At 34.4% G+C, this 15,072-nt stretch carries 12 protein-coding genes; 8 read left to right on the forward strand and 4 right to left on the reverse strand.

Going from position 1 to position 15,072, the window contains the following annotated elements; translation table 11 throughout:
- Window positions 1-107: 107 nt before the first annotated feature.
- Window positions 108-2,036: an LTA synthase family protein gene (locus CLU97_RS16050; protein WP_121488821.1), complete on the reverse strand. Its 1,929-nt coding sequence runs from the start codon at window positions 2,034-2,036 to the stop codon at window positions 108-110.
- 89 nt (window positions 2,037-2,125) lie between these two features.
- On the opposite strand from CLU97_RS16050, the gene CLU97_RS16055 reads away from it, so the two are divergent.
- The 4 genes from CLU97_RS16055 to CLU97_RS16070 all read left to right on the forward strand — a co-directional run bounded on the left by CLU97_RS16055 (window position 2,126) and on the right by CLU97_RS16070 (window position 5,433).
- Window positions 2,126-2,839, forward strand: coding sequence for a CDP-alcohol phosphatidyltransferase family protein (locus CLU97_RS16055; protein ID WP_121488822.1), 714 nt, complete (start codon window positions 2,126-2,128; stop codon window positions 2,837-2,839).
- A 75-nt stretch (window positions 2,840-2,914) separates the two neighbouring features.
- Window positions 2,915-3,679 (forward strand): 3'-5' exonuclease, encoded by a 765-nt coding sequence (locus CLU97_RS16060; protein WP_121488823.1) that lies wholly within the window; start codon window positions 2,915-2,917, stop codon window positions 3,677-3,679.
- 2 nt (window positions 3,680-3,681) lie between these two features.
- Window positions 3,682-4,080 (forward strand): DUF2007 domain-containing protein, encoded by a 399-nt coding sequence (locus CLU97_RS16065; RefSeq protein WP_121488824.1) that lies wholly within the window; start codon window positions 3,682-3,684, stop codon window positions 4,078-4,080.
- A gap of 342 nt (window positions 4,081-4,422) precedes the next feature.
- Window positions 4,423-5,433 carry a helix-turn-helix domain-containing protein gene (locus tag CLU97_RS16070; RefSeq protein WP_121488825.1) on the forward strand — a complete coding sequence of 337 codons (1,011 nt, stop codon included), beginning with the start codon at window positions 4,423-4,425 and terminating at the stop codon, window positions 5,431-5,433.
- 275 nt (window positions 5,434-5,708) lie between these two features.
- On the opposite strand, the gene CLU97_RS16075 is transcribed toward CLU97_RS16070, so the two are convergent.
- On the reverse strand, window positions 5,709-8,318 hold the full coding sequence (locus CLU97_RS16075; protein WP_147436497.1) for a discoidin domain-containing protein: 2,610 nt from the start codon (window positions 8,316-8,318) through the stop codon (window positions 5,709-5,711).
- An 818-nt stretch (window positions 8,319-9,136) separates the two neighbouring features.
- Between CLU97_RS16075 and CLU97_RS16080 the strand changes: the two genes are divergently transcribed.
- Entirely contained in the window at window positions 9,137-9,742 is a 606-nt protein-coding gene (locus tag CLU97_RS16080) for a fumarylacetoacetate hydrolase family protein (RefSeq protein WP_121488827.1), read from the forward strand.
- 58 nt (window positions 9,743-9,800) lie between these two features.
- Window positions 9,801-10,238: a universal stress protein gene (locus CLU97_RS16085; RefSeq protein ID WP_034696860.1), complete on the forward strand. Its 438-nt coding sequence runs from the start codon at window positions 9,801-9,803 to the stop codon at window positions 10,236-10,238.
- An 83-nt stretch (window positions 10,239-10,321) separates the two neighbouring features.
- On the opposite strand, the gene CLU97_RS16090 is transcribed toward CLU97_RS16085, so the two are convergent.
- Complete coding sequence (locus tag CLU97_RS16090; RefSeq protein WP_121488828.1) at window positions 10,322-10,555, reverse strand: DUF6341 family protein; 234 nt, start codon at window positions 10,553-10,555, stop codon at window positions 10,322-10,324.
- 42 nt (window positions 10,556-10,597) lie between these two features.
- On the opposite strand from CLU97_RS16090, the gene CLU97_RS16095 reads away from it, so the two are divergent.
- Together CLU97_RS16095 and CLU97_RS16100 are read left to right on the forward strand one after the other, a co-directional pair.
- A complete protein-coding gene (locus CLU97_RS16095; RefSeq protein WP_121488829.1) occupies window positions 10,598-11,503 on the forward strand; it encodes a DUF6427 family protein in 906 nt (301 codons plus the stop codon).
- A gap of 6 nt (window positions 11,504-11,509) precedes the next feature.
- Window positions 11,510-12,094, forward strand: a complete 585-nt coding sequence (locus tag CLU97_RS16100; protein ID WP_121488830.1) for a DUF3109 family protein — start codon at window positions 11,510-11,512, stop codon at window positions 12,092-12,094.
- A gap of 71 nt (window positions 12,095-12,165) precedes the next feature.
- On the opposite strand, the gene CLU97_RS16105 is transcribed toward CLU97_RS16100, so the two are convergent.
- On the reverse strand, window positions 12,166-15,009 hold the full coding sequence (locus tag CLU97_RS16105; RefSeq protein ID WP_121488831.1) for a M16 family metallopeptidase: 2,844 nt from the start codon (window positions 15,007-15,009) through the stop codon (window positions 12,166-12,168).
- Window positions 15,010-15,072: the final 63 nt, after the last annotated feature.

Here is a 15,072-nt window from a genome sequence, read left to right on the forward strand (position 1 = left end):
AAAACTTTTGTTATACAAAGCATAAAGAGGTAAATAAAGAGCAAAAAGATAAAAAAGTTAATGTACTGATCAACCTATTTACCATTTAGCAGTTTTGCTTTTTTACCCTAATACAGCTTCCTGTTAATCACCCTGTCCATATAATCCTGGTACCATGCTTTCGCTGTTTTTTTCCCGGCCTCCACTTCTGGGTTTTTAACTTCATTTATTATATTTTTTTCAAGGTTCAGATCCGATTTATCATATACTCCGATAATTTCTTTGCCATCAAAACGGTACATATAGTTTCCTATCATGAACTGCTCTGTGCTTCCGTCTGAATTAACGACAAGGAAAGGATATTTTTTATCACTTACCAAACTTCTCCCCCAGCTTCTGATGGGTTTATTATATCCAATAAGATCTGCCAGTGTAGGATAAATATCTGCCTGCTGTGCTATTTCCTTGCTCACTCCTTTTAACTGGTATGCAGGATTCGGAGAATAGAACACCAATGGAACGGCATAACGGTTCATAGCTTTTTCATATTCCGGATAATATACCTGGTTGGTATGATCTCCCGTGAAAACAAAGATAGTATTATTATACCACGGCTGCTTTTTAGCGGTTTCAAAATATTTTTTGATAGCATAATCTGTGTATTGTATCGGTTCATGCATGTCTATCTTTCCTTTTTTAAATTTCCCGTTATATTTTTCAGGAATTTTAAAAGGGTGATGGGATGAAGCGGTAAATACAGTAGTCATAAAAGGTTGTTTTTTTCCAACATTTTTAGCAAAATACTGAAGGAAAGGTTCATCCCAGATGGCCCACATGCCGTCAAAATCTTCATCATGGTTATATTCTGTTTTTCCGAAATAATGTTTAAATCCTAAAATATTTCCGAATCCAAGGAATCCCATTGAACCATTGGGTGCCCCATGATAAAAAGAAGTATCATATCCCAAATCATTACATACAGAAACAATAGACTGAATTTTCTGATTGGAATATGGAGATCCTGTAAATGCATCGGTAAGACTCGGAATTCCCGCCAATACGCTACTCATCCCATGAATAGACTGTCTTCCGTTCGCAAAAGTATTAGGAAAAATAAGACTCTGCGTGGCCAAACTATCCATAAACGGAGTGTAGGACACATAATCTTTGATATTCTTATCTTTATTAAAAGCGCCGGAATATTCTCTACTGAAAGATTCTACAATAAAAATAACAATATTGGGGCGATTCTCCACTTTTCTGTCGTAGACTTTATATGGATGTACATTTTCTTCAATATATTTTTCATCTACGAAATGAACCTCCTTAAAGTTATTGGTATTTAATGTTCTGAAAAAGGAGAATGTACTGTTCAACACTATATTTCCCTGCAATGGGTTGGTCACAAAACGGGTAGCATCTACCATATTGATAGGTCTGGTACTGTGTTTAAAATCTCCTCTGATCCCTCCCACAACCAGCACCGTTGTAATACACAAGGTTATAATGGAAATAAGGAAATACGGAATAAGCCTCGGAGGCTTCACATCTTCCACTCTTACTCTTTTGTAAAGGAAAACCCACAGGATCATCAGAACTACATACCAAATCAGCACAAAAGGATGTTCTCCTACAGAGATCATCAGTGTTTTGGAAACATTAGATTCATGTTCTGCTACCTGAAATACAGCCGAAGTAAGCCTTGCCTGGGAAAATTTATAGTAAATAAAATCTCCGAAATTCATGGCATAGGCAATCCCATTCGTAATGAAATAAAGCCAGAAAAGAATTTGTTGAAAAACTTTCTTCGTATTGATGACCAACGGCAATAAACTAAGGAGTATAAACAAGGCATTCACATATAAAATAGCTGTAGTATCGAAGGCTGTACCATGGAAAGCCAGCTTTATATAATCTGAAACAGAGTCAACTTTAATCAGGTCTTTATTAAAATACCAGAATAAAAATCTGGCAATCTGATAAAAAACATAGGCTAAGAAAATCCTGTAAACCAGTGCCAGAACTTCCTGTTTTCTCAATCCTTTTAAAAATTTCATGAGGCAAATTTACATCAAAATCACTTCAGTGCATTTTTTAGTTCAGATTATTTTGAGTTAGAATTTCTAAAAACTGTAATTTTGTGGCTATGAATTTTATAAAGAATAATCTGGCCAATGCCTTAACCCTGGCTAACTTATTTGCAGGCTGTGTAGGGGCAATACATCTAATTTTAGGAGATTATCAGACTACAGCAATCTGCCTTGTTCTCTCTTCGGTTTTCGATTTTTTTGACGGCTTTGTAGCCAGAGCATTGAAATCAAACTCCAATCTGGGGCTTCAGCTGGACTCTCTTGCTGATATGGTAAGCTTTGGAGTAATCCCCGGACTTACGATGTATAAAGCCCTTGAGCCATTTGGTGCAGAGCTGCTTGGAATTCATTTTCCGTTTGAGATCAAATATCTGGGATTGATTGTTACTGTATTTTCATGTCTTAGACTTGCTATCTTCAACCTAGATGAAGAACAGCGTTATTATTTTAAAGGATTGAATACGCCTACGAATACCGTTTTGCTGTTTGGCCTTTATTATGCATTCAAAGAAACAGGAACTTTCAGCTTTTTATTTGATAATGAGCTGCTATTGGTTCTATTGACCCTTCTTACTTCATGGCTTCTTATCAGCCCGATTAAGATGATGGCGATGAAATTCAAATCCAAACAATTAAAAGACAATTACCCTAAAGTGGTATTACTGGTAGGAGGAATTGCTATTTTGGCAATCTTCCAGATTGTAGGGATCCCTATGCTTGTTATTTATTATATAGTAGTGTCTCTTATTTTTCAGGGACAGTTAAAATAGAAATTAAAGAATTTACATGAGGCTGGTACGGCCTTATTTTAAGTAAAAAAACATTTCAAATTATTAATTATCAACATGAATTTAAAACTCCATAAACCGCTTTGTATTTTTGACCTGGAAACTACAGGAACCAACATCGGAAAAGACAGAATCGTTGAGATCTGTATCTTAAAAGTAAATCCGGATGCCTCCAGAGAAAGCAAGACATGGCGTGTAAACCCGGAAATGCTTATTCCTAAAGAAAGCAGTGAGATCCACGGGATCTATGATGAAGATGTAAAAGATGCTCCTACTTTCAGAGATATTGCTTCTAAAGTAATGGAGATGATTACCGGAAGTGATTTGGGAGGATTTAATTCCAACAGATTTGATGTTCCGCTTTTGGCTGAAGAACTTTTAAGAGTAGGAATGGATTTTGATCTGAATAAATTCAGACTGGTAGATGCACAGACTATTTTTCATAAAAAGGAACCTAGAAATTTAGGAGCAGCATACCAGTTCTACTGCGGAAAAACATTGGAAAATGCACACTCTGCAGAAGCGGATGTGATGGCGACTTTTGAAGTACTGGATGCACAAGTAGGAAAATATGATGATATCCCTAACGAAATAGCTCCGCTAAGTGAATTTACATTCCACAATAAGAATGCGGATCTTGCCGGATTCATAGGATATAATGAAAAAATGGAAGAGGTTTTCAATTTTGGAAAATATAAAGGCCAGGGAGTGAAAGCAGTATTCCAAAAAGATTTAGGATATTTCGGATGGCTTCAGAATGCTGATTTTCCGTTGTATACCAAAAAAGTTTTTACAAAGATTCAACTTTCAAGCAGGTTTTAAAAATGTCTGATTTAATTCGTTTTAAATTTTATGAAACTGCCCTTGAAGCCAACAGGGACAAGCAGATACTGGCTGAAAACGGTATCAACAGTTTCATTGCAAATGAGCAGCTTATCCAGTCGGATTGGCTTCTTTCGCAGGCAGTAGGTGGCATACAGCTTCAGGTTTTTGAAGAAGATGTAGAAAAGGCCAAGCAGATTCTACAGGATTACAAAGACAATGAACAATATTCATTGGAAGTAGAACATACTATTTCTGATCCTGAGTTTGATTTTGTATGCCCAAAATGTGGTTCCAACCATATTTACAGGGATGACAGTGCCACCAGCTTCTTTGGCATCTCTTTTCTGACGAGCCATAAATTCAAATGCTATTATTGCGGGAATGAATTTAGTCATTAAGTTTAAAACTCAGTTTAAATATATTAAATTGTTTTTTACTTTTCTAAAAAACAATTTAATATATGAAACTAACAGTAAGAAAAACTGAGATGATTAATAAATTCTGAAAAATTATAGTAAATCATATTCTAACAATTTACCATTTTAACAACATACAACTATCTATAGCTTTACTATTAATATTATTATATCATGCTCAGAAAGAACATTTAAAAATTTACAGGTTTTTCCATTAAAATATTCAAGCCTTTAGCTGTAAGTCTTATTAAATATACTACTATGAATATCTTGGAAATTACTTCGCATCAAATGTTATTATTTTTTTAAAAAATTGCATTAAACATGAAAGAAAAAATAAATAAATATGAAATTTTATTTACTAAATATTCAACATTACTAATTTTAATAAGACATATTGGGTCATTAATAATCAATTGGATATTTGGAGAATATTTATATCTATACATGGATATTTTCATACTTTGTACTATTACTCCAGCTTATATTTTAATTTTTCATGTTTCAACTTTTAATTTTTTGAAATTAGGATCTATAACAAGCATATTCTATTTAATTTTAATGATATTATATTCTTCTATAGGGTACTCACAAAATTTGATAATTATATTATTATATATTTTTCTATTTCCTTTAGGATTTTTGTTTTTTTTTAATTTTAAAAAAACTTTTATTTTATCTTTTTCAATACTTTTAATATTTCCCCTCAGCTACCTGATTAAGATTTATTTTAAATTGGAAGTTATTTCAGAACAATATCAAACTCTATTTAATATTTACACAACTGTTTTTTCATTAGTTTTATTTTTCACTTACTTATATTATTTTATTCAAACAAATAAGCTAAAATACATTTATAAATATACTTTAAGTAATGAAATTCATATTGATGAATTTTATTTAATAAAACCTCATATTTATAGCTTTTCATCTAATTCTACTGAGTTTACAAATGATAGTATATATGATGATCAGTCACTTTATAAATTACTATTTGACAGAATAGAAAACTATATGCAGGTATATCAGCCTTGGAAATCATCAACTTATAATCTTAATCAATTAGCAAAAGATTTAAATTCGAATCATCAATATGTTTCCTTTGCAATAAATAAGTATACTGAAAATAATTTCAAGACTTACTTAAATAATTACAGATTAAAAGCATTTATTGATGTAGCAAAAGATAAAAATGAACAAGGCCTTTTTTCTGTAAAAGAAATTTATCTTACTGTTGGCTTTGATAATCAAGCTACATTTAATCGTGTTTTTAAAAATAAATATTCTTTAACTCCCCAAGAATACTTAAATGATCTTAAAAATAATAACGTTTAGCTTCTTACAATTATTAAAAAGGGTAAAAAATCCACTAATCAAATACCTAAAAACTTAACCTTACAAAAATTCTTAATAACATGATTAATCTCTTCTTTTTGATTATTTAAAAAAATCAAAAAATTCTTCTTGTGTAAACTTCACTAAAAATGTATTCATTTGAACGGTATTTAATATAAACCAATATTTTTTCAAAAAAAATCCGGAAAAACTTAAGGTTTTCCCGGATTAAATATTAAATAATCATATTGATTTATAAAAAATCATAATTTAACTTAGTATACAAAAGGATAGAATGTTGCTAATCCCCACCACTGCGCAGTATTATTTCTAACTCTTATTTTGCTAGTTGAAACGGTATTGCTTAATAAATAAGTTGTTATACTATTTTGAGTTACCGTAGGTACTGCAGCTATCCCTACCCAAGATGATCCGTTCCAGTATTCGAACTGTAGTCCTGCTACATTTGCATAAGCAGAAACCCACTGTGCATTTCCTGCCCAACAAGTAACCGGGCCAGCTGATACAGCAATCTTTTTAACAACTTTTGCAGTCCCAAAATTGATCTCAATAAATTGATCTGCTGCAGTATTTGGGGAAGCCCAACCGGTTGTGTAACTACTATCTGTCATACTAGCCTGTGTAGCAGGACAGGTGTTTCCATATCCTGAACTTGAGGCAGAATAAGTACCCGTTTTGAATGCCGTAGGATTACCTAACGTTACCTCACATGATGAGCCAATTAAACTGATTGGAAAAGTTTCTTCTTTATAAGAATTACCTGTATAGGTTCCTGATACGTTATAAACGATAGATCCTGATCCGTTCACCATATTTCCGGCAGCTCTTGTTAAAGTAATTCCACTTTTTGAAACCACTTCTGCATTATATGAAGAAGCAAGAGTAGCAGTATAGTTAACGGTTACCGTTCCCGTATATGACTGCCCATTAATTAAAGTATTGCTAGGAGAAATAGAAACTACAGCCGCTTCACAATCCAATACAGGAGGAGTTACCTTTGAGTCCCAATATCCTACAGGATAGAAAGTTCCTATACCCCACCATTGTGCAGTATTATTTCTCACCCTTAGTCTTGAAATAGCAGGGGTATCGCAATTTATATCTATAATAGTTACTCTATCCTGATATAGTGTAGGAACAGAAGCTAACCCTACCCAAGATGCCCCATTCCAATATTCTAATTGTAATCCTGCTTGATTTGCATAATAAGAGACATAGCCTGCATTTCCTGCCCAACAAGAAACGGGACCTCCAGATAGCACAACTTTTCTCACACCCATAGAAGGAAAAGTAATCTCTACCCACTGATTGGCCGTTGTATTTGGAGAAGCCCATCCAGAAGAATAATTTGTATCTGTCATGCCGAATTGTGTGGCTGGGCAACTATTTCCATATCCATCACTAGAAGCTTTATAAACCCCTGATAAATAATCAGACTGATTATCTCCAATTACTACATTACATATACTGTTTCCTTCCACATTAATGTCTGCGGTTACAATAGCGCAATTACTTCCTGAATAAGTACCCCCAATAGTGTACTCTACAAAACCTGAAGGAGTGGCAAAAGTTCCTGCAGCACGAGTAAGTGTAATACCGCTAGGCAATGTAACAGTTTGTGCAGGATATGTTATACCGCTTTGATAAGCTTTATAAGGAATTCTTACTGTTCCTCCGCTATACGTTGTACCTGCCTTTAGGTATTTTATAGGAGTCATTCCATACACAAAAGCATTTGCGCAATCCACAACAATGGATGAATTAAGGACTTCCCCAGATTTTTCACACACTAATCCATTTCCTGCAAACCTTGCTTTAAAAGGACCTGGTACAGTCGGCGTTCCGGAAATAGTATAAGATAAAATAGCACTTGCGCCTGCATTAATAGTTATTGGCTGAGCCGGAGTTGGACCAGAAACAGAGAGCCCACCTGTTGCTCCTGATAAAGTAACATAATTAGTAAAATTACCGGTAATAGGAGCAAATGTATTATTATCAATCTTAAATTTAATAACATTAGCCGCAGTATTCGCTACATTTACAATATAATTACCTTCTATTGAACTTCCCGGACAATCAATACTTACTATAGCTCCTTTTGGCTCTCCTAAACATTCCCATGTTGGATTATCTGGTGTTCCAAAATTATAATTCAAACAACCATCGTTATCACCACCTCTACAATCTGTACAGTAAACGATTAACCCTGCAGCCGGTTTTGCAATAGCATCTCGCACTGTTTTTTTCATTCTCGGTGGCAAGAAACCTTTAGTAGAAGAATTCACGTCTAACATTGCGCTAGGATTAATGTTAGTGTCAGAACCAATACCAACTTCTCCTATTCTATAAATAGCGATATTCTTGTTAGCTGCTGCATCCGTTGTAGTTCCATTTAAATACCATTCAGTAGAAGGCTTAGGCTGATATGTAATGTATTTAGATGTTGTGGTATCATACTTCCAAAAAGAACCATCCACAGAAGATGAATATACACTATTGGGGTTAGCAGAGACATTTGGAGTAAATAGTGTTGATACTATATTTGGATCTGTAGTATCAAAACTCACTAAACTTGCGACCTCCTCATTAACCTTAACCCATTTTTCCCCATCGTTATAATAAAAACCTTGAGTGACAGCAGAACCAAAAGTACTTTTGTTATATACTATCATACCTCTTACGTGTAACGTTAATGGGTTAGGCAAATTCAAATCAGTCAATACAACCCTTGGTATTAATACTCCTTTTGTATCACTTACTACATCCAGTACAGAGTTTGGATCTGGTGTTATTGTATTTATCCCCACTTGAGAAAAAGTAAAGGAATAAAACAACAACAACAAAATTAATTGTAATTTTTTCATTTTCTATGTTTTAAAATTCTGAAACAAAGAAAATTAAAATGTTTACAATTATATTTATAAAACATAAAAACAACAAAACATTATTTAAAATAATATAAATACAACAGTATCAATACTTTATTTTTTTTGATTTACTAAAATAATTTATTCTAAATATTTATTTATAATTATTATTTAATATTATATATAAAAGAGATTCAACATAAAATTCTTAACAGGTACCGTCGATAGAGAGGTATGAATAAAAATCTAGTACCTTTTGGAGAATTTGCATGTCCATCATCAATTACGTAATGTGCTATTGTTTCCGCTCCATTAGAACTTACAGCATAATGATAGGGGAAACTTACAGTATCTAATAATTCTTATATTCATAAGATCCGGCATCCCTTTAACATTCTCATTTCTCGAAAGCTTTTTAATTTTTCATAACAATTTAGTTTTAAAATGTTTTGTGGAGACTCTTTTATATGTGAATTTTAACTCCTAATATTTGTATAAATATAAAATTCAACAAACACCTTGTTCATTTAATGTAATTATCCTTAAATTGATGCAGTATTTTGTACATAATAGTATATTTGCATTATCAACAAAAACAATCATTATGGTACAAATGGGCTGATCTCCGATCGTAAATTGAGGGTACTAAATAATAATTACAGGATTTTTGAACAGCAAAATTATTTTGGATAAAAAATCTTATAAAAAGAAAATTGTACTTTCGAATATACTGAGTATTAAACTCAAATGGACTATGATCTTAAAAAATATAAAGAAAAATAATGCTTTAAGTTAAATTAAAAAGCAATTAAGTTATGAAAATCATCTGCATAGGAAGAAATTACAGTGAGCATGCGAAAGAATTAGGAAACGAAATTCCTGAGAATCCTGTTATTTTTATGAAACCGGATACTGCCGTTCTAAAGGGGAATGATTTCTACATTCCTGAATTTTCGAACGACATTCATTACGAACTGGAAGTGGTATTAAAAATTTCCAAGGGTGGAAAATATATTCAGAAAGAAGCAGCCAATAAACATTATGAAGAAATAGGGCTGGGAATAGATTTCACGGCCAGAGATCTTCAGAGTGAATTAAAATCAAAAGGTCTTCCGTGGGAGCTTGCCAAAGGTTTTGACGGTTCTGCTGTGGTAAGCAGTTTCTTCAAAAAAGAGAATTTCAGTCTTGATAACCTTCGGTTTTCATTGTTAAAAAATAAGGATAAAGTGCAGGATGGCAATACCAAGGATATGATGTTCAATTTTGATGATATCATTGCTTTTGCTTCTCAGTATTTTACACTAAGAGTAGGTGACCTTATCTTCACAGGAACACCAAAAGGAGTTGGAAAAGTAGATGAGGATGATATTTTGGAAGCTTATCTTGAAGATGAAAAAATCCTTGATATCCGAATATTATAAGTTATTTAACATAAACTTCGGGAAATTTTTCCTATCTTTAGGTAACAAAATAGAGGTTATGATAAATATTGTATTACCCGTAGATTTTGGGGACAAGACAGACCAGCTGGTAGACGGTGCCATAAAATTTGCAAAACAGCTTAATGGCAGAATTTACCTGATTCACGTAGCGCCATCAGATATAGGATTTGCTATTGGTGATATGGGATTTCAATATTTTCCGGAAGTGGAAGCCAATGAAATAAGAGAAGAACTGGTGCAGCTTAACAAAATTGAGCAAAGAATCATCGGACATGATATTGACTGCGAGCATCTTTTAAAACAGGGACTTGCCAAAGATATTATTCTGGAGCACGCAAAGGCAAAAAATGCAGATTATATTGTGATGGGATCACATGGCAGAAGTGGAATTTATGATGTATTCGTGGGAAGCTTAACCAAAGGAATCACAAAAAGTTCAAGCATTCCTGTGCTGGTACTTCCAATTCACGACTAAGAATAAGAAAATTTTAATCGTTAGTAATAAAAAAACCGATCAAACCTATTGTTTGATCGGTTTTTTACTATATAACCAATTAATTAACCTTCTTTTTTGTAGATATTCGGATCGTAGTAAGGGTGCTTACCTTCCGTTGGAGAATAATAGTCTTTATCTTTGTCTCCACCTAATGTTACTACAAGTACATAGCACCAATAAGTAAATAATACACAGCAAACTGCAAATAGAATCCAGTTTAAAACATTACCGAAAGTATCAAAGAAACCGAAACTCCATTTGAAAACTTTGCTTAAGAATAGAAAGAAAGACGTCATTATTTTCCTTTTTTAAATTAACTTTGTACAAATTTATAAAAAATGTTTAAATTACTTTCAAAAGAAAGCAATATTTTTTCAATACCTGTGTATATTGGTTTTCTTCTTTTAGTAGTCATAATATTTAACATACTGAATTTCAACACTTACGAAGCTATAGTTGCCGGAATAACTTTTCTGGGAATTGCTTTGGGATATTTTTGTTTTCACAGTATTGCTCTTAATTATCAGACCCATCTGCCTTTATTTTTATATACTTTTTTCATTTTCGGGCTGTATCCCGGAAATTTGGATATAGGAATTGCCGTTTCTCTGCTTACGAATTCTTTCTTGATCCTTCTTCTGACGAGTGCGGATGAAGATATCAGGAAGAAGTCATATGTACTGGTAGGAGCCATTGTGGCACTGAACTTTATTTTTCTTCCCACTACCTGGCCTATGGCTGTTTTTGTGATCATTCACGTGATTGCTACCTCTGCCAGAATCACATTGAACCTTTTTAGGTTTCTGCTGGGGATTGTTCTCATTACATTCAGTTATTTTTCTGTGATGTATTTCGTACAGTTTACTTCATGGAATATAGATTATTTCCCCTTTGGTAAGATGAAACCGGTAACGGATTACACGGAGCTTCTGCCGCTGATTCCTGTGGTTCTGATGCTTATTTACGCGGTATATGACCATTTTAAAAACTATAATAAGAAAAGCCCGATAAGCAGATACAAATATACCTTTCTGCTGGTCTTTTCTGTAGCACAGCTTATTTCCATTATCCTGTATATGAACAAAAGCTATGAATATCTGCTTCTTCTGGCATTTCCTTCAAGCATTATTCTAAGCAGAATGATGAGATTTTTACCAAAATACTGGATGCGTGAGGCCAGTGTATGGCTTATTATTATTAGTTTACTGACCTTTAAAGCAGGTACAGTTTTTGATTTATTTTAAAAAATTATGATTCAGATAGACGATAAATTGATTTCCGAGGAAATTTTTTCCGAAGAATTTGTTTGCAACCTTACGAAATGCAAGGGTGCATGTTGTGTGGAAGGAGATGTAGGAGCTCCGTTGGACAAAAACGAGCTTGAGATATTGGACAGTATTTTTGATCAGATAAAACCTTACCTTACCCAGGAAGGCATCAAAGCCCTTGAAGAACAGGGTACATGGACTACTGATCCGCACGACGGAATGTATGTTACTCCTATGGTGGAGGACCGCGAATGCGCTTATGTGACGTTTGATGAAAAAGGAATTACCAAATGTGGTATAGAGAAAGCATATGAAGATGGTGCTGTAGACTGGCAGAAACCTATTTCATGCCACCTTTACCCCATTCGTGTTACGGAATATTCTGCATTTACCGCTCTGAATTATCATGAGTGGAATGTATGCAGTGATGCCTGTACACTTGGGAAAGAGCTTCAGGTTCCTGTTTACAAGTTTTTAAAAACTCCACTGACGAGAAAATACGGTGAAGAATTTTATACTGTTCTGAGCGAAGCCGCTGAAGAATGGAAAAAAGAATATGGTTCTTAACCGGTCAGGATTTGAATTCAATAACAAAAAAACCGCAGATTTCTCTGCGGTTTTTAATTTGAAACAGGGATTTATTTTTTTGTATCTGTTCCTGTTTTAGTTGCTTTTGGGGTATTTGCAATCCCATCTTCCGGCATTAAAATAGCCATACTTCTTCCGTTGGATAGATATTTTTTAGCAACGTCCTGAAGATCCTTTACCGTAAGTGCCTTCACTTTATCCGGGTAATTCAGAATAGCATATGGATCACTGCCATCCACCTGGTTTTGGGAAATACCCTGTAACCAGTAGCTGTTGTTTTTAAGGCTTGTATTATATTCGTTGTATTCTCCTTCTTTATATTTATCAAGGTCTTTCTGATCAGGGCCTTTGTCTATCAGTTTTTGTAATTCAGCGATTGCACTTTTTGTAAGTTTATCTACATTTTCAGGGCCACAGGGGAAATTAACTGTAAAATCATAACCGCTATATGGAATTTTCATGAAGCTTCCACTTGCTCCGCCTCCATAAATACCACTTTCATCTTCTCTTAATTTCTCAAGAATTTTAATGGTAGCAACTTCACCTAAAGCTGAAATTGCAAAGGCTTCCTTCTCATTATAAGGAGCTTCTCCACTGTAAGAAATGGTTACAAGGCTCTTTGGTTCTTTTCCTTTTTTGTAAACCTTTGTATATCCTCCTTCTATAGGTCTGTACCCTGTATCTTTGAAGGTAGATGATTTTCCTGTTGCAGGAAGTGATGCAATATACTGCAGGACTTCATTTTTAAGCTGTCCCTCATCTATGTTGCCTATAAAATAGAAGTGAAAATTTCCTGCATTGGCAAATTTCTGTCTGTAGATATCATATGCCATTTTATAATCTGTATTCGCCCAATCTTTTTCTGTAGGTTCAAGACTGGTAAATCTTGGATTTTTCTGATTGATAAATTTTGAATATTCATTCGTAAAATAGTATCCGGGATCTGAATCTACATGAGTCAACGTTGCAGATTTCTTTGATTTATAAGCATTGAATGCATCAGGATCGTAATTTAAATCCGTAAAACAAGCATAAATTAATTCCATAGCCGTTTTCAAATCTTTTTTCGAACTCGTTCCTGAGACACCTTCTGTAGGTCCACCTATATAAGAGCCTGCACTCACCTGTTTTCCTGCAAGATAATGGGTAAGATCAGTTTGGGAAAGTCCTGCCAATCCAGCTTCCAGCAAAGCATCGAAAGCAAATTTTGTTTTATTGTAATCGGCATCCGGAATAACAGACACACCTCCGAGGCTTATGGCCGAAAAAACAATTTCATCATCTTTAAAATCTGTTTTTTTGAAGGTTACTTTAGCACCATTATTTAGTGTCCAGGTGGTAGTTCCTAATTTGGTATCTGTTTCCGTTTTAGTTATTTTCCCTTCGGATTTGAATGGTTTTATTAAGCTTTCAATCTTGGTTTTTTCTTCATAAGGTTTAAGATCAGCCATTTTCACGGCATCAAATGTATTCAGAACCATAGCCTCTGTCGGCATTTTAATATTATCTTTTTGAGGTCCTGTAATAATGATGACCCTGCTGTCATCCTTTACCAGTTTTTTGATAATTCCATTGGTTTGTTCCAATGTTATGGCTGGAAGAACTTTTTTAATGTGATCATATCCCCAGGTAATCCCAGGAATTGGCTCCTGCCTCAAAAAATTATCGACATAGCCATCTACCAGATCACCACTTTCGTTTTTATCTTTATTGTTATAAGCCCATTCATAAGATGAAAGCATCTGGTCTTTTGCTCTGTCCAGTTCAGATTGGGTAAATCCGAATCTTTTTGCTCTTTCCACTTCTTCCAAAAGAACTTTCAGCGCATTCAGCTGATCACCGTCTTTTGTAGTGGCAGATCCCTGAAATGCTTCTTTAGTTCTGGCATAGGTTCCTCCATGGTACACCGAACCATACGTAAAAGGTGGATTGTTGGAGTTTACCAGTTCTGCCAATCTGCTGTTCAGCATCATATTCACAAGGCCTTCCACCACACTTTTATCATACTGCTGAACCGTTACATTCGGCTGGTAGGTTTCGGAATCTTTGATAACGAACTGCACTCCGGAACCTGTAGCATCAGGGTCTGTCTCAATAGCTACCAGTGCTTCTTTATGATTGGGAAGCTCAAAAGATTTTCTTTCTTTAGGTTTTGCAGGATTTTTATATTTGCTGAAATTATCTTTGATTTTTTTTTCAATTTCATCTACATTCACATCTCCTACTACTACAATAGCCATGAGATCCGGTCTGTACCAATCATGATGAAATTGCCTGATAAGATCCGGTTTGAAATCTTTAAGCACCTCTTTTTTTCCAATAGGAAGTCTTTCTGCATACTGAGATTTGTATAAAAGCTTGGGAAGGTATTTATCCGCCATTCTCTTGCCAGGCCCAAGACCTAACCTCAGTTCTTCCAATACCACTCCTCTCTCTTTATTGATCTGTTTGTCTGAAAGTGTTGCATTAAATGCCCAGTCTTCCATTACTTTCAGTCCGGCATCCAGATTTCCGGGTTTATCCAACGGAACGGGAAGCATGTAAACCGTTTCATCGAAGCTGGTAGAAGCATTAAGGTGCTGCCCGAACTTGACTCCTATGGATTGTAAAAAGTCTACTAATTTATTATCTGGAAAATTTTTGGTTCCGTTGAAGTTCATGTGCTCCATAAAGTGAGCCAATCCTCTTTGATTTTCGTCTTCAAGAATAGATCCGGCATTGATCGCCAGACGGAATTCTACTTTTTTCTCTGGTAAAGCATTTTTTTTGATATAGTACTTCATTCCGTTGGATAGTGTTCCGATTCTTACAGAAGGATCCACAGGGATGTTCTGTCCATATCCATTAACAGACATCAGAAAGATGACCGAAAGCGAAGATAATATTTTTCTCATCTACATTATTTTTTGACCTACCAAAAATATTGATTCTCCAAGTAATTGGGCTTTTTGACACGG

Origin of the sequence: Chryseobacterium sp. 7 (assembly GCF_003663845.1) — a bacterium.
GTDB lineage: Bacteria > Bacteroidota > Bacteroidia > Flavobacteriales > Weeksellaceae > Chryseobacterium.